This window comes from Phyllobacterium zundukense (assembly GCF_002764115.1).
Classification (GTDB): Bacteria; Pseudomonadota; Alphaproteobacteria; order Rhizobiales; family Rhizobiaceae; genus Phyllobacterium; species Phyllobacterium zundukense.
In genome coordinates, this window is sequence record NZ_CP017942.1 from 316,677 (window position 1) to 337,237 (window position 20,561).

At 55.0% G+C, this 20,561-nt stretch carries 15 protein-coding genes; 14 read left to right on the forward strand and 1 reads right to left on the reverse strand.

Translation table 11 applies throughout. From position 1 onward, the window contains the following. Positions 1–82: 82 nt before the first annotated feature. Positions 83–844, reverse strand: coding sequence for a helix-turn-helix transcriptional regulator (locus BLM14_RS24580; protein ID WP_100002567.1), 762 nt, complete (start codon positions 842–844; stop codon positions 83–85). Between the two features lie 148 nt (positions 845–992). On the opposite strand from BLM14_RS24580, the gene BLM14_RS24585 reads away from it, so the two are divergent. The 14 genes from BLM14_RS24585 to BLM14_RS24650 all read left to right on the forward strand — a co-directional run bounded on the left by BLM14_RS24585 (position 993) and on the right by BLM14_RS24650 (position 20,434). Then, positions 993–1,886 carry a proline iminopeptidase-family hydrolase gene (locus BLM14_RS24585; RefSeq protein WP_100002568.1) on the forward strand — a complete coding sequence of 298 codons (894 nt, stop codon included), beginning with the start codon at positions 993–995 and terminating at the stop codon, positions 1,884–1,886. 42 nt (positions 1,887–1,928) lie between these two features. Then, complete coding sequence (locus tag BLM14_RS24590; RefSeq protein WP_100002570.1) at positions 1,929–2,867, forward strand: ABC transporter permease; 939 nt, start codon at positions 1,929–1,931, stop codon at positions 2,865–2,867. Continuing rightward, positions 2,864–3,715, forward strand: a complete 852-nt coding sequence (locus tag BLM14_RS24595) for an ABC transporter permease (protein WP_100002572.1) — start codon at positions 2,864–2,866, stop codon at positions 3,713–3,715. Before BLM14_RS24590 ends, BLM14_RS24595 begins: the two co-directional genes overlap by 4 nt. Next, positions 3,712–5,475: a dipeptide ABC transporter ATP-binding protein gene (locus tag BLM14_RS24600; protein WP_100002574.1), complete on the forward strand. Its 1,764-nt coding sequence runs from the start codon at positions 3,712–3,714 to the stop codon at positions 5,473–5,475. The genes BLM14_RS24595 and BLM14_RS24600 overlap by 4 nt, the downstream gene beginning before the upstream one ends. After that, positions 5,472–6,986, forward strand: a complete 1,515-nt coding sequence (locus BLM14_RS24605; protein WP_100002576.1) for an ABC transporter substrate-binding protein — start codon at positions 5,472–5,474, stop codon at positions 6,984–6,986. Before BLM14_RS24600 ends, BLM14_RS24605 begins: the two co-directional genes overlap by 4 nt. A gap of 179 nt (positions 6,987–7,165) precedes the next feature. Next, complete coding sequence (locus BLM14_RS24610) at positions 7,166–10,465, forward strand: adenylate/guanylate cyclase domain-containing protein (protein WP_100002578.1); 3,300 nt, start codon at positions 7,166–7,168, stop codon at positions 10,463–10,465. Between the two features lie 21 nt (positions 10,466–10,486). After that, positions 10,487–11,167, forward strand: a complete 681-nt coding sequence (locus tag BLM14_RS24615) for a peroxiredoxin-like family protein (protein ID WP_100002579.1) — start codon at positions 10,487–10,489, stop codon at positions 11,165–11,167. Positions 11,168–11,530: 363 nt separating this feature from the next. After that, positions 11,531–12,928, forward strand: a complete 1,398-nt coding sequence (locus BLM14_RS24620) for a TackOD1 domain-containing metal-binding protein (RefSeq protein WP_100002581.1) — start codon at positions 11,531–11,533, stop codon at positions 12,926–12,928. Then, the gene (locus BLM14_RS24625; RefSeq protein WP_100002582.1) at positions 12,925–14,205 is read left to right on the forward strand and encodes a glycosyltransferase family 2 protein; all 1,281 of its coding nucleotides are present in this window, start codon (positions 12,925–12,927) and stop codon (positions 14,203–14,205) included. The genes BLM14_RS24620 and BLM14_RS24625 overlap by 4 nt, the downstream gene beginning before the upstream one ends. A gap of 90 nt (positions 14,206–14,295) precedes the next feature. After that, a complete protein-coding gene (locus BLM14_RS24630) occupies positions 14,296–15,225 on the forward strand; it encodes an HlyD family secretion protein (RefSeq protein WP_237143642.1) in 930 nt (309 codons plus the stop codon). Between the two features lie 209 nt (positions 15,226–15,434). After that, complete coding sequence (locus tag BLM14_RS24635) at positions 15,435–16,094, forward strand: peroxiredoxin (protein ID WP_100002585.1); 660 nt, start codon at positions 15,435–15,437, stop codon at positions 16,092–16,094. A gap of 151 nt (positions 16,095–16,245) precedes the next feature. Further along, entirely contained in the window at positions 16,246–18,078 is a 1,833-nt protein-coding gene (locus BLM14_RS24640) for a gluzincin family metallopeptidase (RefSeq protein ID WP_100002587.1), read from the forward strand. Further along, the gene (locus tag BLM14_RS24645; RefSeq protein ID WP_100002588.1) at positions 18,060–19,400 is read left to right on the forward strand and encodes a ComEC/Rec2 family competence protein; all 1,341 of its coding nucleotides are present in this window, start codon (positions 18,060–18,062) and stop codon (positions 19,398–19,400) included. Before BLM14_RS24640 ends, BLM14_RS24645 begins: the two co-directional genes overlap by 19 nt. Positions 19,401–19,525: 125 nt before the next feature. Next, positions 19,526–20,434 carry a LysR family transcriptional regulator gene (locus BLM14_RS24650; RefSeq protein ID WP_100002589.1) on the forward strand — a complete coding sequence of 303 codons (909 nt, stop codon included), beginning with the start codon at positions 19,526–19,528 and terminating at the stop codon, positions 20,432–20,434. Positions 20,435–20,561 lie beyond the last annotated feature (127 nt).

The following is a 20,561-nucleotide window of genomic DNA, read 5'->3' on the forward strand; positions in this document are numbered from 1 at the left end:
ATCAATCGCAGGCAACGGAGACAAGGATAGCCTGCCGGGAAACCGGGCGGCAGCTATCATAAGTTATAGGATAAGGTTCGGTCTAATCGAGCAGCCGGTAATGGGCAGCACGAACAACCGCCTGGACCCGGTTTTTTGCCCCGAGCTTTTTGGCCGCCGCATTGAGATGCATAACGACTGTGGGCACGGAACGCTGTATACGGCGCGCAATTTCCTTGGCGGAAAGGCCATCTGCCGAGTAACGCATGCATTCACGTTCCCTTGCGGTCAGATGAACCGTGGCACAGCTTCGCGCCTCCTCATCGAATACCGAAAATGCCGCCTCATGGAACACATGCGCCAGCAGACCGAAATCGGCGATATGACGGGTAGCGTCACGCTCGAAGCCCCTGCCTGCACCAAACCGGACGCCCGTCACCGTTGCATAATCGCCGCGAGGCAAATGAATCGGAACGGTTGTCCCGCAGAGCATGTCCCGCTCGCGCAGATAATGTACGACTGGCGCATGATCGTCGTTCATGAACCGGTTAATCACCGTGTCCGCTTCGGCGCTGTAGTTCCAGAAAAAAGGCGTGGTTGTCGCGATGGCCTGCTGTTGTACCGGATCGATGCGGAAATATTCCCTTTCGCACCAATATTCGCGCATTTCATCCGAGATATTTCGGAGTTTGAGCAGCGACGGTATCATCAAGGCACCGTCGTGGTCGAAAGGAACCGGCGTATAATCATATATGAGTGCATCGAAGCCGAAGGCTTTCACCGCCTCGAAAGCTTCATCGATCCTTCCTTCCAGCGTAGCCCGCGCGGTGAACTGCCGTTTGATGTGATCGATATCGTTAAGCATCCGTGCGCCCGTCAATCAGAAACCCAGGCAATCCGCCTGGTGGAGCAGACCCTATCACTTCTTATAGCTGGTGTTGAGTGCGGATATATCTAAAAATTAGCCATGCTCAAATCTTGAGCAAGGCAAATATGCGTTTCGGAGACAGTTGATGTGGCGTGAAATGAAGCCTGACGAACGGCACGAAGTGCAGGTCGATGGCCATCGTGTCATCGCCTACAGTTTCGGCACAGGCGATGAGGTGGTGTTCTGCCTCAATGGCGGCCCCGGCTTGCCGTGCGATTATCTGCGCGAAGCCCACTCCTGTCTGGCAGACCACGGCTTTCGCGTCGTTGCCTTCGACCAGCTTGGCACCGGTGCATCCGATCGTCCGCAAGACTCCTCGCTCTGGACAATCGGCCGCTACGTCGAGGAGACGGAAACCGTGCGCAAGGCGCTGGGTCTTGGCAGGGTGCATCTGCTCGGCCATTCCTGGGGTGGCTGGCTTGCCATTGATTATGCCCTCACCTATCCACAGAACCTGAAGACTCTCATCCTTGAAAACACGGTTGCCGACATGCCGCATCTGGTCTCGGAACTTGAGCGCCTGCGGTCGGCGCTGGGTTCCGAAACGGTTGGCATGATGCAGAAGCACGAAGCGCAGGGAACGCTCGATCATCCCGAATATATGGCGGCGATCACCATCCTCAACTACCGGCATGTCTGCCGGCTGGCCGACTGGCCGGCACCAGTACAACGCTCGCTGGATGATTGGAACATGGGTCCGTACGGCACAATGCAAGGCCCCAATGAATTTCTCTACACCGGTAATCTGAAAGACTGGAACCGGCTTCCGTATCTTGCCAAAGTAGCCGTTCCAACGCTCATCACCGTCGGCGAACACGATGAGCTTACACCCGCGTGCGCCATGCGCATGAAACTCGCCCTTCCCGATGCCGAATTGAAAGTCTTTGCCAATGCCAGCCACATGCCATTCTATGAACAGCCCCAGAGCTATTATCCGGTTCTGCTAGACTTTCTCGCGCGCCACAGGCTGGCTCTATGAACTCGGCAACATTGCGTCAAACCAAAAACCGGGTGCCAACCGATGCACCGCTATAAGTTCATCCTTTATCGGCCCCTGCAGTTTTTGCCCGTTGTTTTTGGCGTCAGCCTGATCACATTCATCCTGGTGCGGCTCATTCCCGGCGATCCGGCGAGGGTTCTGCTTGGCGCCCGTTCCACACCTGCGGCAATCGCGAACATTCGCGCGCAGTACGGTTTGGATGAACCCTTGTGGCTGCAATATTTCTACTTTCTGAAAAACCTTGCCAATGGCGAGATGGGAAAATCAATACTTTACAAGATTGATGTGCTGAAGCTGATCGCCACCCGCATCGAGCCGACAATCACGCTCATCCTCTGCAGTGTTGTCCTGTCGATTCTGATTGCCATCCCGCTCGCAGCAATTGCAGCGCGCAATCGCGGCCGCATACCGGATCACGCTGTCCGGCTCATTTCGACGATGGGCATTGGCTTTCCGCCATTCTGGCTTGCACTGATGCTTATAATCCTGTTCAGCGTCAAACTCGGCATTCTGCCTGTGTCGGGCTACGGCGAGAACTTCGGCGACAAGCTGGCCCATCTCATTTTGCCCTGCCTCACAATCGCCCTGTCCCTCTCCTCGGTCCTGACCCGCAGCCTGCGCGCCAGCATGGTCATTGAGCTGCAATCAGACCTTGCAACCGCGGCCCGTGCCCGCGGAATGCCCGAAAGCATCGTATTCTGGCAGCACGTCCTGCCCAACTCGCTGGTCCCTGCGGTCAACCTCCTTGCCGTCAATATCGGTTGGCTGATCGGTGGAACCGTGGTCGTCGAAACAGTCTTCGCCATCCCTGGCATGGGGCAGTTGTTGGTGCGGGCCATATTCTCTCGCGACTACATGGTGGTTCAGGGCGTGGCAATGGTCTTTGCCTGCGGCACGGTGCTCGTCAACTTCGTCGCCGATATTCTGACAGTGACGATCGATCCACGGGTGAAGCTATGAGCACCGGTCACGCCTTCAGGGCGAACATTGGCTGGAGCCAGTGGCTGGGCCAGCGATTGACGCTTGCGGCAGGCATGGCCATCCTGGGACTCTTCATTTTCATGGCGATCGCAGCGCCGATGATCGCGCCTTATGATCCCATTGCTCAGAACGGCGATCTACGTCTTGTTCCTCCATCATTTCTTCATCCGTTCGGCACCGACAATTTCGGCCGCGATATTCTGTCCCGCATTATCTGGGGCGCACGCATAGATCTGCAAATCGCCTTTATCGGAGTCGCCTTTCCATTCCTCATCGGAACAGTCCTCGGAACGATCTCGGGCTATTTCGGTGGAATTATCGACACCGTCTTCATGCGATTAATCGATATCATTCTGGCCTTTCCCTTCCTCGTCCTGATGCTATCGATCATCGCCATTCTTGGACCGGGACTCAGCAGTTTCTATATCGCCATGGCGCTCGTCGGCTGGGTATCCTATGCCCGGCTTATCCGGACACAGATGCTTGTGCTCAAGGATAGCGACTATGCTGTCGCTGCTGTGAGCCTTGGCTTCAGCCATGCAAGGATCATGTTCCGGCACCTGCTTCCCAATGCCATGGCTGGCTCCATTGTCTTCTCCATGTCGGACGCCGTTCTCGTTCTGCTGAACGGAGCGGCCATCAGCTATCTTGGGCTCGGCATCCAGCCCCCTTTGGCCGAATGGGGCGTCATGGTTGCAGAAGGGCAGAGCTTCATCAGCACCGCATGGTGGATCACCCTTTTTCCTGGCCTATCCATCGTTGTGCTGGCCTTTGGTTTCAGTCTCTTCGGTGACGGGCTTGGCGAAGTACTGGGGGTGCGCGAATGAGCACGCCCCTGCTATCAGTCCAGGAGTTGACTGTAACCGCAAGACTGGCAGGCGAAACACGCACGCTCATCGATGCCGTTTCTTTCGATCTCGCACAGGGCGAGATTCTCGGCCTTGTCGGCGAGAGCGGTTCCGGCAAGAGCATGATTTGCCGGTCGCTGGTGCAATTGCTGCCGTCCCGTGCCATCGAGATCACAGCCGGTACGGTGATGTTCGAGGGGCGCGATCTGACAAGGCTGGACGAGGCGGCCATGCGGGCGATCCGGGGCGGCGACATCGGCATGATCTTTCAAAATCCGACCAGCCACCTCGATCCGGTGATGCGGGTGGGCGAGCAGATCGCCGAAGGTATTCGCTATCATCAAGGGGCTTCAAAGCGTGATGCGCGGAAAGCCGCCATCGAGATTCTGAGCCAGGTCGGTTTGCCAGATTCGAAGCGGCAGTACGACAATTACGCACATGAGTTTTCAGGCGGCATGCGCCAGCGCGTGATGATCGGCATTGCCCTCTCCTGCAACCCGACGATCCTGATTGCCGACGAACCCACAACTGCCCTTGACGTGACCGTACAGGCGCAAATCCTGCGCCTACTGATGGATATTCGCGACCAGCGCGGGCTGTCGATCATCCTCATCACCCACGACCTCGGCATTGTCGCACAGACGTGCGATTCCATTGCGGTACTGCGCGGGGGGAGACTGCTGGAACACGGGCCGAAGCGATCACTGCTTGCCGCACCCAAGGACCCTTACACGATAAGTCTTATCGCCAGTCATCCCTCCATGCCGGCCGGAATCGCCGATGCGTCCGAAGAACATTCCTTGGAGCCAACGACGGATGCAATCAGTCCGCCAATCGCGCCACTGCTCGAAATCGATGATCTTGTCGTGCGTTTCCCTGCCTCTGGTACCAGTCTCTTCAACGGTTCTGGAAAGTTCATCACTGCCGTCAATGGTGTCAGCATGCAGGTCATGGCTGGTGACACGATTGGTATTGTTGGCGAATCCGGCAGCGGCAAGAGTACCCTTGCCCGCGCCATACTCGGCCTGACACCACTCACTTCCGGGCACGTCACATTCGCAGGCGCGGATCTTGCCCTGGACCGTACCAAGGCATTGGCAAAACTACGCCGCGAAACAGCTATGGTGTTTCAAGATCCGTACAATGCGCTCAACCCACGCCTGACGATCGGCGACATGCTGGCAGAAGTTCTCAAGGTCCAGGACAAGGTTCCCGCGGACGGCATCCAGACAAGGATCCACCAACTGCTCGATCTTGTTGGACTAGAGCGTGCGTTCGCAACCAGAAAGCCGCACACCATGAGTGGTGGCCAATGCCAGCGCGCCGGCATTGCGCGCGCGCTGGCAGTCAATCCCAAACTGATTGTTGCGGATGAATGTGTCGCCGCGCTTGATGTGACAATTCAGGCACAGATCATCGATCTGTTCCGCGACCTTAAAGAGCGCATGAACCTTACGCTCATCTTCATCGCGCACGACCTCGCCATTGTACGCAATCTGTGTGAGCGGGTTGTCGTCATGTACCGGGGCGATATTGTCGAGGAAGGCCTGTCCGAAGCAGTTTTTGCAAATCCCCGTCATCCCTATACGGCCGCGCTCATCAGTGCGATTCCGGACATCAATCCCGACAAGCGGCTACCGCGTCTGGCTGAGCAAATTCAAGCCGACCGGGCCGATATTGCAACGGGACTAAAGCACCCGATCACCATGAACTCAACAACAAGGGAACTTCCGATATGAACAGGAAATGGATGAGGCTCAGCATTGTGACGACATTGGCAATGCTGACATTCGGTGCCAGCATCGCAGAGGCCCAGGGTGTGCTGACCATTGGCAGGCGTGAGGACAGTACGACATTCGACCCGATCAAATCCGCACAGAATGTCGATAACTGGGTATTTTCAAATGTGTTCGACGTCCTCGTGCGTGTCGACAAAACGGGCACGAAACTGGAGCCGGGCCTTGCTGAAAGCTGGACGGTCTCTGAAGACGGCCGCGCCTATACGTTCATAATGCGTGACGCGAAGTTCTCCGACGGCTCGCCTATTACGGCAAAGGATGCTGCCTATACCTTGCTGCGTATCCGCGACAACAAGGGCTCGCTCTGGAGTGACTCCTACAAGGTCATAGAAACTGCCGAGGCAAAAGATGACAAGACGCTTGTCGTCAAGCTCAAGACGCCATCCGTCCCCTTCCTCTCCACCCTGGCATTGCCGAATGTATCGGTGATCTCGCAAAAAGCTATGGAAGAACTTGGCGAGGATACATTTGCCGAAAAACCGGTCGCGTCCGGCGCATTCGTCGTCAAGGAATGGCGGCGCGGTGATCGCGTCATCCTGGAAAAGAATCCGAATTTCTGGCAGGCGGACCGGGTCAAACTCGACGGTGTCGAGTGGATTTCCGTGCCCGATGACAACACCCGCATGCTGAACGTCCAGGCCGGCCAGCTTGACACTGCGATTTTCGTGCCCTTTTCCCGCGTAGAGGAATTGAAGAAGGACGCGAACCTCCATGTCGAAATCGACACCTCGACACGTGAGGATCACCTTTTGATCAATCACGAGCATGGTGCTCTGGCCAAGAAGGAAGTGCGCCAAGCGCTGGATATGGCCATCGACAAGAAAGCCATCGTTGACACAGTGACTTTCAATCTCGGTGAGGTCGCCTATTCCTACGTTCCGAAAGGCTCGCTTTACCATTATGCCGACAATCTTCAGCGTCCCTATGATCCGGAAAAAGCCAAGCAGATGCTTGCAGATGCCGGAGCAAGCGGATTGTCGCTTAATTATGTCGTCAATGCAGGAAATGAAACCGATGAACAGATTGCCGTTCTTTTGCAACAGCAGCTGCAGAAAGCGGGCGTGACTGTCAACCTGCAGAAGGTCGATCCAAGCCAGAGCTGGGACATGCTGATCGCCGGTGATTACGATATTTCAGTGATGTACTGGACGAATGACATTCTCGACCCGGACCAGAAGACAACATTCGTCCTAGGCCACGATACCAACATGAATTATATGACCCGTTACAAGAACGACCAGGTCAAGGATCTGGTTGCGGCGGCCCGCCTGGAACAGGACCCGAAGAAACGCGAAGCCATGTATATAGATTTGCAGAAGATGGCCAAGGACGACGTCAACTGGATCGACCTTTACTACAGCCCCTATATCAACGTCACACGCAAGAACATTGAAAACTTCTACCAGAACCCATTGGGAAGGTTCTTCCTTGAGGATACCGTGAAAAACTGACCTTAAGGCAATGCTGACGATCGAGCACCCCGGCTCGATCGTCGCACTGTAGAAGCGGCGGCAGGATCGCTTCAGGTGTCGCAGCTTGCCAGCTTGCCGCCACAGGTTCATTGTACCTGGACCAGGCTCCGCTGCTAGATATTAGATCGCACATCGGGGCTCCTGTGAGGTCGTTATCGATGAACTGCACCAGTTGCGGTTTTGAAGTTCAGAGCCATTTTGCGTTTTGCCCAAAATGCGGCGCGAAACAGCCGAGTGCATGCCCCGGTTGTGGGTATTTGTGTCCACCGGACTTCGCATTTTGCCCACAATGTGGCACCCGGATCACCGGCGCACCAAACACCAGCAATCAGTCGAAACCAGGTTCCGGAATATTTTCGAGTGAGGCACCCCGCGCGCCCTCTATGCCAAGCGTAGCACCGCACCGGCCTGGGCTCGAGCCCGAGGCAGACCGGCGCACCGTGACCATATTGTTTGCCGACCTCTGTGGCTACACCACCCTGAGTGAACAGCTTGATCCGGAAGTTATGCAAACGCTCCAGAATGAACTGTTCGAGGAACTGACAGCGGCGGTACAGAGCTTCGGAGGATTTGTCGACAAATTCATCGGTGATGCCCTGCTCGCCTTGTTTGGCGCACCGGTTGCACACGAAGACGACCCGGAGAGAGCTCTTCGCGCGGCCTTGGACATGGTCAACCGAACAGCGTGCGTGGGAGAGCGCTGGCAAGCGCGCACCGGTTCACCTCTGGTGCTGCACGTCGGCATCAACACTGGACCTGTCGTTACCGGCAAATTCGGTGCAGGCAAAAGCAAATCCTATTCAGTAACGGGCGATACCGTGAACAGCGCACAACGGCTGCAGTCGATGGCGAAACCTGGCGAGGTCCTTGTTGGCCCGCTCACATACCGCCTCACCCGGCACATTTTCTCTTATGAATCCCTCGGCGACCAGGCATTGCGTGGCAAAGCTGGCAGCGTACCGGTACACCGCCTGGTCGGTCCACTTGAGGCGCCGCGCGGTGCACGAGGCCTTGAAACACTTGGCCTCAGCGCACCGTTCATCGGGCGGGACGCTGAGCTTGATCGTATGCTTGGCTGTCTTGATCTGACATGTAGTGGCACAGCCCAGCTGGTGCGACTAATTGGCGAGGCTGGTATTGGGAAATCACGTCTTACCGAGGAATTTCTTGCTCGCGCCAGTGAAGACGTCCGTTTTGCCGAGCTCGTGGTTCGCCGAGCCTACTGTTCACCCCTAGGTGAACAGTCCTATGGTACTCTCGCCGCTGTATTACGAAGCGCTTACGAAATCGATCCAGCCGATTCATCGGACAAGACGAAGGATTTGCTCGCAGCAGGCCTTCGTGGGCTTGGTCTTTCACCTGAAGAGATTAATCAATTAACGCCACTTCTGTTCTATGTTCTCGGTCTTGATGATCCTGATGACATGCTCCGGCATGTCGAGCCAGAGCAGTTGCGCCGGCAAATTTTCTACGCGGTTCGTACGATCTTCGAACGGCGTCTGACGCGATCTCCCCTATTGCTTGTTGTCGAAGATCTCCACTGGGCCGACACTGCCTCGCTTGAAGCGTTGCGCTTTTTGATGGACCGGATGGAACGCAGCCGCTTCATGCTCCTGACAACACACCGATCTGCATTCAATACCGAGCTGCTTGATTCAAGCCGAACCAGCCTAACGGTATTGCGCCTCGCGCCATTGCCCGACAGCGACGGGCAAAAGCTGCTCGCGGCATTTTTCGGCTTCGACCGGAGCAGATTGTCGGTCGATCTGTGCAGCAGGATTCTCGAGCGCGCAAGCGGCAATCCCCTGTTTATCGAGGAAATCGTGCGCGGTCTCATCGAAATCGGCGCTCTGCAACGGGACGGCCCGCACTGGCGGATTGCAGCGGAGGACGCCGCTGCCGGCATTCCGGTGAATATACAGGCACTGCTGCTCGCCCGGATGGACAGGTTATCGCCGGAAGTCCGCAGATTGGCCCAGGAGGCTGCGGTCATCGGACCCCGCTTCAACGCAACGCTATTGAAGGCCATTTCGGCGGATCCGGCAAATGTCGAAACCGGGCTCGATCTCTTGTGTGACGCCGAGATTATCGAGGAAGTCACTGGGTCGAGTTCTGTCTCATCGCAAGATTATCGTTTCATGCAGACTCTGCTTCACGCCGTGATCTATGACAATCTCCTGATGCAAAGGCGTATCGATATGCACGGCCAGATCGGTACTGCGATGGAGCGTTTGCACGGGCAAGATCCTGAACATCTCGAAGATTTAGCACTGCTGGGTCATCATTTCAGCCAAACCGCGGCCAGAGCCAAGGGCGCACGCTATCTGATGGCGGCCGGCGACAGGGCTCGTAAGACATACGCCAACGACGACGCTCTCCGTCTTTACCGGCAGGCACTGGAGGCCTTGTCAGGCGGCGACCAGCAAGGGCAGGAATGGCTGCTGCTATGTGAACGAATTGCCGATCTCTGCGGCCCAACCGGTCAGCGTGAAACGGCCAAAGAACATTACTTGAAAGTCTTGAAGGAATATCGTGCCGCCGATAACCGCGCCGCTACGGCAAGGATACTCCGCAAGGTCGGGCGTATGCTTTGGGACTCAGGTAAACGCGACCAAGCAGAGGCACGCTACGCTGAGGCGACAACGCTGCTCGAAGGAATAGACCCGCTGATCGAGCACGCGCATCTCGCGCAGGAACGCGGCCATCTTGCATTTCGCACGGGTGATCAGGCTGCTGCTGTGCGATGGGCGGACGAAGCACTGAACTATGCTCGAATTCTGGCGCCTGATAGCGGTGAAGAGGGCGAGAGCGAGGCCGCTCGGGTCACTGCCGAGGCGCTCAATACGAAAGGAGTGGCGCTGGCACGACTTGGACGGAGCGAGGAGGCAGTGCGCGAGGTCGAGCGGAGCGTCAAGGTCGCCGAAGGTGCAGACCTCCTCAACGTCGCCTGTCGCGGCTACACCAATCTTGGTGTGCTCTACACCATCGTCAATCCCGAGCTGGCGATCCAGGTGTGCCGACGCGGATTGAAAGTGGCACGCCACATTGGCGATCTTGGTTTTCAGGCGCGCCTTCTTTCCAATCTCGCGGTCGCCTACTGTACCTTCACGGACCGATGCGCGAGCGAAGGCGTTCCCGCCGCCGAGAAGGCCATAGAGATCGATCGTGCGCTGGACCAGCGCGATCATTTACCCGTACCGCTCATTGTCCTCGGGCAAATCTATCAATGCCATGGTCAACCGGAACTGGCCCTCGGTTGTTATAACGAAGCACTCGATATGGCGCAGGAAACGCGCGAACCACAACTGCTGTTTCCGTGCTATGATGGTCTGGCGACGCTTAATCTCGACCTCGATGATATGGCCGAGGCGGAACGATACTTTGCCATGGCGCAAGAGGTCTGCGCAAAGCACGGTCTCGATCCAGAGGCGCTTGTTGTATTGCCATTTCTTGACTAGCCAAGCAGAGGAGGATGACACATGTCGGAACCTCACACTGAAAGACCGTTACAGCCGGGCGACCGGGCACCGAATGTTGTGCTCGATGCAATCACACGCCAAGGCAAGGTCGCCATTGATGACTTTCGCGGCCACAAGCCCGTATTGGTCGGTTTGTTTCGCGGTTTGCATTGTGCGTTCTGCAGGCGCCAGATTGCAGCCATGTCGCAACTTGAAAGCGCCTTGCGTGAGAAGGGCATCGACAGCTTGACTGTCGTCAACACGCCCATCGAACGTGCCCGCTTATATTTCCGTTACCACCCACTGCCCAACCTGTTGGCAGCATCCGATCCCGAACGGGTCTCCCATCGCGCATTTGGCTTGCCCAAACTCGAATTCACTGAAACTGAAACCAACTGGCCTTACAAGCTCAGTAACGATGCGGTGATGTCCATGCGGATCGATCTGCCGGGAGAATTGCCTGAACCTATGGACCCAAGAGCAGCTACAACTTATCTCGATGAAGTGGATGGCTATGAATTTACCGAAGCCGACAAGCAGATGATTGCGACCGGTGAGGGTCAGCTTGTCGGTCAGTTCCTCCTCGACCGCGACGGTGTTGTGCGCTGGAGCTTCACCGAAGTTCCCGAAGGAGGCCGCTATATGTTCGGGGTGCCAACGCCACAGGAGTTGATGTCTGCTGCGTCGCAGGTTGCAGGGTAGGCCAACGAGAGAGCAGTCAAGTTCGAGTTGCGGACTTTACTGCGGGTTGTGGACGACCGTGCCGTGCCACGGAATGGCTTTGCAAATTCCGTCGCAATTCGAAATTTGCCAACTAAATAACAAGCTAATATTTGACTATTCTGCTCAAGACTCAAGATCGATCCCGAAATATAAGGTGTTTAATCAAAATATTAGATATCAATCATAAGTATTATAGCCAATTGTCATAAAGATTAATGTGGTCTTAAGGCGCTTGACACTGCTTTTGGCAAGGTGCTTTCATTCAAAAAGTAAGACGCTAATAGCTCTCTACAGCTTGTATTTTGGCCTCGGCTCTCACAGAGGACTCGGAAAGGTGTAATCGTGTTAAGTAGTAACGTTTCGCTGATTGAATCGTCGATTGCACCCGATAGCAGCCCCATAGCAGAGAAGCACACGGCAATCGATCATTGTCATGCTGTGTGGCATCAATTTGGACTGCGGATTCCGCGGGTAGCGCTTTTTCCTGACGCAGTAGTTCCTCACTCGCGCTACCTTCGCGAAGTTTTTGATGTTGTCGACAATAGCGATGTTGATGCAGTCTTGCTCACCAACGACAAGCAGCTGTTCGCGCTGGATAAGTTTCGCAGCGCGCGCGACCTGTTCCTCGTCCCGGTTATAAATGTGACCGGGAAATCCAGTCCCGCTGCGGATGTCGCTTTCAATTTGAGAAATCCACAATCCTGGGTCGAAACAGCGGCTCGCATCAAGCAGTTCTCCGACCGCAGAAGCCGCTTGTCATACCGGTTTCTCTCGCCAAGCTCGCCGGCCGTGCGAATGCTCGCCTACCTGTTTGTATCAGGCGATGACCTCACTCCGATCAGGCAGCCGGACTCTCCATTTTATTTTGCATATAGAGCGTTTCCAAATACCCGTTCGACCATGTTGATCGCTGAGGCCCTCGCCGATAAGGGGTGGCTTGAGCGCAACTTTTTTGACCGGCATCACGAATGCGCCGCATGCCATTCTCATCGTTTGATTGTCAGGGAGGAATGTCCCGCTTGCCATTCGCCACATCTATCGGAAACGGATCTGATCCACCACTATAGTTGCGCGCAGCTGAGCCCAGAAGCTGATTTTCGCCGGGGGACCGCGTTGGTTTGTCCGAAATGCAGCAAGCAACTGCGTCACTACGGCAAAGACTATGACAAACCAGGGCGCGTTGAGATCTGCGGTCGATGTCAGAAGACTACCTCTGAGCCAGCCATCGGCTTTGTATGCCAGGATTGTGGAATGCGGGTGGATGGGGACGCGGTCAACGTATCGGACGTTTTCTCTTATTCCCTTTCCGCTCAAGCTGGCGCCTTGTTAGCTAACGATACTGTCGAAGTCGAGTATTTCCCGAGCGCTCTGTTGCAGAATCTTCCAGAGGAACTCCAAAGGAGGGTCCGGCAGCTCTCCAACCCCAAGGAAAGCGCATCGGATTTCGTCGTCGCTGAGATACAATACGGTGCGCGCGAACTCTTATTGGAGAAGAAAGGTGAAGCCGCATTTTATTCAATGCGAAAGCTCTTAGCCGACAATCTTCAGGGCATTCTGGGAGATAATGCGTCCGTTCACTCGTCCAATGATCGCGATTATGTGCTTTTTCTCGGTGTTACCGAAAGCAGCCTCAGCGCCTACGCGCAGAAGATACTGGATCACTCCGAATCCATCTTGTTCGACAAACTGTACCCGACATTGCTTGTTTTGTGGGCGGGTCGTGAAGGAACGAGCCGGTGAGCGATCTCGACATCGGTTTGTCGTTTCTTCTAACCCAAACTGTCGCAAGTTTAGTCGCGATTTTTTGGTACACACTCATCTTTGACATTCCAAGATACGTCCTACCATTTGCGTTTACCGCAGTCACCATGCGCAACCGTTCCTCAAACAACGCAACAGCGCCAACCTTGCGAGAGATCGCACCGGCAGGAGTGAGCATTGTTCTCATTGGCCATAACGAAGCGGATTCCATCGGGGCGTGCGTTCGCTCGTTAAAGGAACAGTCCTTTTCGGATTTTGAGATTGTTATCGTCAGCGACGGCTCGACGGATGGAATGAGCAAGGTCGCACAGGAAATGGTGCGCAACGGCCTGGCGACCTGCATTCTTACTACGGGCATCAGGGGTGGAAAGGCGAGCGGAACCAATCTCGCATGCGAAATCGCGCGAGGAGACATCATCATCAACATCGACTGCGATTGTTCGTTTGACCGGTTTGCGATTGAACATCTCTTGATACCATTCGAGGACGAAAGAGTTGGCGCGGCCTGCGGTGACATCGCACCGCGCAACGCCCATGCAAGTGTTATCTCACAATTTCAGGAAATCGAATATCTGGAGTCGATTTCGGTCGGCAAGCGCTTCAGTGCAGCGATTAACCAAGTGACTTGTGCGTCCGGTGCTTTCAGCGCGTTTCGCAGAACAGCCTTGCGCCAAGTGGGCGGTCTGGACGTTGGCGGGGGTGAGGATCTCGATGTTACGTTGCGGCTGCGGCGAGCAGGCTGGCGCATTGCCTATGTGCCGGATGCTGTGTGCTATACGGATGTCCCCACCACTGTTTACAACTACATCCGGCAACGCCTGCGCTGGGAGCGCGATGCTGTATGGATCCGGTTTCGGAAACACCGCCGGCTGCTCAATCCCTTCGATCCGAAGTTTCGACTCGCCGAAGCGTTACATCAGTGCGATTTCGTGCTGTTCAATATTGTCGGGACCTGCATATTCCCCGTTTACGTTGCCTGGCTTGCAATCAACTTTGGTTCACTCGCTATTCCAATCCTTATTGCGATGCAGATCGCGCTTCTGATTCTGGACGCTCTGATGCTCGCGTTAGCGTGCTGGACAACGGGCCGCCCCAATTTCTGGCGCAACCTGGCGTTCCTTCCCGGCTACTCAATCTTCATGTCCTATGTGATGCGAGGCGTGCGCCTGATGGCTTACGTCGATGAGTGGTTTCTTTCAGGATCCCACAGGGACAACTACACCCCGATTAAAGTTCGCCACGAACGCGCCTGGTGAGGTCTTCAAATGAAATATATCCGGAAACGTCCCCGCATAGATAACCTCGACAGGCAACAGAGATCGGCCTCCGGTCGACTTGGCAGATCAGTGTACCTCGCGTTTCTGGCGGGGCTTGTGCTCTTGCTCGGCAACTACCTGGTCGGCGGGATGTTCATATTGTCGGCGGATGGCATCGTGCTCAATCAGCGGTTCGTCGTTTCTGCCAGTTATCCGGCGACAATCACCAAGGTGCTGGTCAGCGAAGGCGACAGTGTCACCGAAGGAACGCCGCTCGTTGAACTCGAATCTTTCGAGATGGTGAAGGAGATCGCAGACCTTTCCGTGCGCACAAGTGAACTTGCAGTACGGGAAGGCGAGTTGCGCGGGAAGGCCTCGACGATTACGGAGCTCTTGCCCCTCGCACAGCGCTCTGCACGTGAAAGCAACGATGCCGTCGCTCGACTTGACCGGGTTTCTGCACGAGGGCTCGTTCTCGGGACAAGGCGAGATGAGGCGCTGACAGCCAACTTTCAAGCCGCAGAACGTTACACTGAACTGACTGCGCAAGCCGGGGTCACTGAAAATGAGCTTCGGGTCGTAGAAGAGTCCAGGCAAGTGGCTAGCAATGCGGTCAGCAAAATGAACGCAATTTATAATCAGGGCAAGATACGGGCAGTGGTTGCAGGGGTCGTTGGCTCCAAAATTCCTGTCCCGGGACAGGTCGTGCGCTTGGGCGACGAATTGCTGCAGATCAATGGAGGGAAGGCCTACCTGTTTGCCTATCTGCCCGATCAATATCTGTTTTCGATCACTAAAGGTATGAAAGTTGAGGTTCGCGGCGGAAATGAGAGTTCAATAGGAACAATTGAAAAGGTATTGCCGATTGCGGATGCTCTGCCGGCAGAATTTCAGAATATGCTGCGGCCGCGTGATCGATCTCGCCTGATCCGCATTGCACTTCCCGAAAAGCATCCCTTTGCGGTGACCCAGAAGGTGGTCATTCGCGGCTGCATAGCTGGCTGGTGCTGGGTGCGGTGACCTGGAAGAAATTCTTCCGTTGGGTCACTCGGCTCCTTATCTTCATGCAAAGGCAGTCGCCAAAAATTCAACGCCGATTGACACCGATGTGTTCACTTGAGGCTGCTCGTGATAGGTTCGAGAACTGACATTGAAATGGGGCCAGGTGTATTGTTCGGCTCGCATTGCTTTCGATGTAGACCAATCTAAGAAAAAGCTGGAGAACTGCGATGGGCCTTCGTATCAACGATACTGCACCGGATTTCACCGCTGAAACAACGCAGGGCGAAATCCATTTCCATGATTGGATCAAGGACAGCTATGCAGTGCTGTTCAGTCATCCAAAGAACTTTACCCCGGTCTGCACGACCGAGCTCGGATATATGGCCGGTCTTGCCCCGGAATTCGCAAAACGAAATGCCAAAATCATTGGCATTTCCGTCGATCCCGTTGAAAGCCATGACAAATGGAAGGCGGACATCAAGACGGCAACCGGTCATGAGGTCGACTATCCCCTCATCGGTGACCGTGACCTGAAGATTGCAAAACTTTACGACATGCTGCCGGCTGAGGCAGGCGACACGTCGGAAGGGCGCACGCCCGCCGACAACGCCACCGTGCGTTCTGTCTTCATTATCGGGCCCGACAAGAAGGTGAAACTTACCATCACCTACCCGATGACTACAGGCCGCAATTTCGATGAGATTCTACGTGCCATTGACAGCATTCAACTGACCGCAAAACATCAGGTCGCAACGCCTGCCCAATGGAAACAGGGAGAGGATGTCATCATCACGGCTGCTGTATCGGACGAGGATGCCACACAACGCTTCGGTGGGTTCGAGCGTGTGCTGCCGTATCTCCGTAAAACCAAGCAACCGGCGAACTGAGCACAATCAATCTTCGATATGGAAATGCTGCCGGGTGAAACGGACATAGCTCGGCAGCAATGATCGGATGCAAAAATCTGATAGCGGAGGAACCGTGCTGCTCATTTGAAAAGGCGAACCTGGCTTATCAACTTTCCTGAAAGGTGCAGGAATGGCAAAGAAAAGCAGAGACTTGCAGATTACTCGAATTGAGCGAACCGGTCTCTACGCAGCGCGCCAATTTCTGGACAGCGCCCTTGAGGAAGCGCTGCTGCTTCGCATTCCCTTCGATTTTTACTTTCAAGATCCCCTGGTTGCTGCTGAAAACCCCAAGCTGGCTTTCGACGAGGATGCTTTCGTTCCATGGGAACCGGGGATAGGAGATGGCCCCACCAGCGCGCGTTTCGTAATAGTTGATTATGACGGAGGCACGGAAACCCTCGTCCCCCCGGCACGTTGGGACGAAAAGGCCAGCGCATTCGTCGATACAAAGGGCAAGGCTCTCAATCGGACCAACAAGGAATCACTGCAATTTCACCAGGTCAATGTGTGGGCGGTATTGCAACGTGCATTGGACTTCTTCGAGAACGGCTTTGGACTTGGCCGGCGAATTTTGTGGGGTTTTGAAGGCAGCCGGCTGATCGTCGTTCCACACGCCGGCTATGGTGAAAACGCTTTCTACGACCGGCAGAGCAAATCGCTGCAGTTCTATTATTTCGACCGCGACAAGGAACGTATCTTTACGTGCCTCTCGGCAGACATCATCAATCACGAATTCGGTCACGCAGTGCTCGATGGTATCCGACCGCATTTCATCGAATCCGTTCTTCCGGAGACCGCTGCATTCCATGAATTCATGGGTGACCTTACAGCCATTCTGATCGCATTTCGAAACAACGCCTTTCGTCAGCAGCTCATCGCTGAAACGAAGGGGAATCTGGAGAGCGAAAGCACACTTTCAAAACTGGCAGAGCAGTTCGGCAAGCACGTGACCGATAAACCTTATCTTCGCAGTGCCCGCAACAACCTGACATACAAAGATATCGCGAATGATCAGCGCCCGCACTACATGTCGCAAGTGCTGACGGGAGCCATGTTTGACATCATTCTTCGCTTGTCAAAATACTATGTTGTCAAAAGAAATCGCACCGTACCCCAGGCGTTCTGGGACACTATTCAGCGTATGCAACATATGGCCATTCAGCCGCTCGATCTGCTCCCGCCCGTCGACGTTACTTTTCGCGACTATGTATTGGCCGTGTTGCGCGCTGAGGAGATAGCCAATCCAACAGACCCGGACGGTTATCGCGGCATGATGCTCGATGTGTTCGAGCGTAGAGGACTTATCAGCGCCTCAGAGGTTACCGAGCTTAAAGCTTCGCGTCACATATTCGATCGTCTGCAATTGGAGGTATTTCACGATATCGATACGATCGCGAGCTCGCGCGCCGACGCCTACCGTTTTCTCGATGACAACCGCAAAGCTCTTTTTATTCCCTACACCGCCGACATCACCGTTTCGGATCTTTGCACGGCGCAGAAACTCACTCGTCAGGCGCGTCGACAGCCGAAACAGGTTCTTCTTCAATACATCTGGCGTGAAGACCTCGTTCTCAAGGGAGCGCAGTTCGGCCAGTTCAACGGTAAGATAGCGAGTCTGCTTTGCGGAGGTACGCTCGCGTTCGACGAAAACGGCAACGTGCTGGCATGGGCACGTAAGCCCGGTACGCTGCCCCTCGCCGGTACAGGCAAGGCAGTTATCGAGGAGGCAATTGAAGGCAAGAAACGCCACGACGCATTCCTTGCCGCTTTGGTCCAGCGGATAATGGCCGGGCGAATAGGCACAGCTATCGGTGGTGAAAGAGGCTTGCTTGCGAAAAGTGTACCACCGCTTACGTCCCGGGTCGTCGACGGAACAGTTCGATTCGAACTTTCGCCCCATCTTGGCATCCACGACGATGAACACGATGTTCTAGGAGGCCGGCCATGGCAGATAAGCTCCTAGTCAGAGCCTACAACGTCGAGGTCGGCGATTGCATCTATTGCCGGATCCCAAAAGCGCACAGGCTCGACAATATGGTCGATGATTTTCATATTCTGATCGATTGCGGGTCTGTCGGCGGAATCGGTCATTTAAAGGCCGCAGTCGACAATCTGAAAACCATGTTGCCCGATACAGTGGACGGCAAGAAACGCCTTGATCTGTTGGTCGTTACTCACGAGCACAAGGATCATATTGCCGGCTTTGATCCGGAACTCTTCAGGCGGATCAAGATAGACAATATATGGATGAATGCGGCGATGAATCCCCAGCATCCGCAGGGGAGCGGAGTACAGCAACTACACGACTTGGCCACAATTGCGATGCGGAACATTGCGAGCATGAATATCGCCTTGAGCTCCGAATTGCAGGATCTCGTCGCGCTCTACGGGATCGACAATGACGGCGCAATGGAGGCGCTCCGCACGACCCTTCCCGAAAGCAATGGCATTGCACCGAATTATGTTCACGCAGGGATGACGCAAGCAGACCTCGGGCTAACGTCGCTGGTCGGCGCGACAATCAAAGTGCTCAGTCCCGAGAAAGATATCGATCACTTCTATCTTGGCAAGGAACTCGACGAGACGCTGCACGGCCTTTCTTCCACGATTGCACTCTTCCGGAAAGCATCGAACAAGAAACCAAGCGCTTACCCTTTAAGTATCAGCAAATCCGACTTTCACACGTTGCAATCCCGTATGATGTCGGGGGCTTTCGCGTTCGCGGAGCTATCGAGCACAGTGACGAACAATACCAGTATTGTCCTTCTCATCGAGTGGAACGGAAAGCGGCTGCTGTTCGTCGGCGACGCGGAATGGAATACCGCCTTCAAAGCCGGAAAATCCAACGGCGCGTGGAATGTCATGTGGCATCGGCGGCGGGCCGAATTGAACGCTCCAATCGACTTCCTTAAGATCGGCCATCATGGCAGCGAAAATGCGACACCCTGGAATGACCAAGCCAATGGGCAGGTGACCGAGCCGAGTATTATCCTCGACGCCATCTTACCTGTGCCGGCTAATAGTTCTCACCCTAAGGCAAAGGCTGTCGTCTCGACCAAGCGTAAAAATTACGAAACGATCCCTCGGTCAGAGCTTCTGGTGGAGCTTGGCCGGCGCGTTCAGAGCGTACGTAACTATCAACAGCGGCTTGGCGTCGCCGCCTTCAACCTTCCAAAATATGATGAGTTTGAAAAGAACTGGCTCAATACGCCACAGCCCTGGCGAACAGACTGTGAGCATGCCCTGAGCGGCAAGGATTTTGTCGATGTTGAGATTGAAGCCTAGCTCCATTAGAGGCTGGCTTGGTGCTAGTGCCGTGTGCCGATCTGCATATATATTTGACAAGCTTGCGTTGAAGGCTGCAGTGATGGTCCCATCATCCGTACATCCAACGGTTGAATGAGGACTTTATGAATTTCAGACAGCTCGAAGTTCTGAGGACACTACTGGTCACGGGCTCGACGACGGCTACTGCGCGGGCAATGGGGCTCAGTCAGTCAGGTGTCAGCCGCTTGCTGCAACAGCTTGAATCCGATCTGTCGCTGCAATTGTTCGCGCGGGACAAGGGCCGCCTCATTCCAACACCAGAGGCGGAAAAACTAGCCTATGATGCCGAACTCGTCCTCTCCAGCATTGATCGTTTCAGCAACCTCGCGCAGGATCTGCGTAGCGGCGCCGTCGGCCCGGAATCCATACGCATGGCATTGCCCCACAGTCTCGCCGATCATCTGACACCGGCGTTGCTTGCTGACTTCGACAAAGCGTTTCCAAGGGTGCGCATCGAGACCTTTTTCGACACCTCAATGTCGATTACCCGGCTTGTCGAACAGCGGACGGTAGATTTCGGCTTTCTGCGCTATGAGGGTCAGCAAAGTGCTGGCGTTGAACTGGAGAAGGTCGCAAGCGGACGCAAAGTCTGCGTCATCCCCAGTGGGCACGCCTTGGCTGAATTGGAAAAGATCACGCCAAAGGAGTTGCGCGGCATTCCCTTGATCCTCATCGGCCGCAACCGGCCCAACCGTATGAAACTCGACGAGGTTTTCCGGCGCGCAGGCGTGCCGCAGAATGTAAAGATCGAAACTCACAGCAACAATTCTGCCTTTGCCTTTGCGGCACATGGTCTCGGTGTCGCAATTATCAGCAGCTTCTTCGCCAATCTTACCCGGGATCCGAAAGTGGTCGTCCGGCCGTTTGACCCGCCTCTGACGCAAGAGTTCGGTCTCGCCAAGGCCGCAGGAGTTCCGCTCTCCATTGCGGCAGACGCCTTGATCAAGCGTTTGAAACAAATGCTGATTTCAATGGAACAGGAAACCGCTTGACATAGCAGGGATACGTTTCCGCTCCTTTCCATACTTCGGAGGAGTCTCCGTTGGCCAGAACCTATACGCATACACCTATGACGATTACTCATAATATTGCGCGATGTTCTTACATATGCTCATAGAT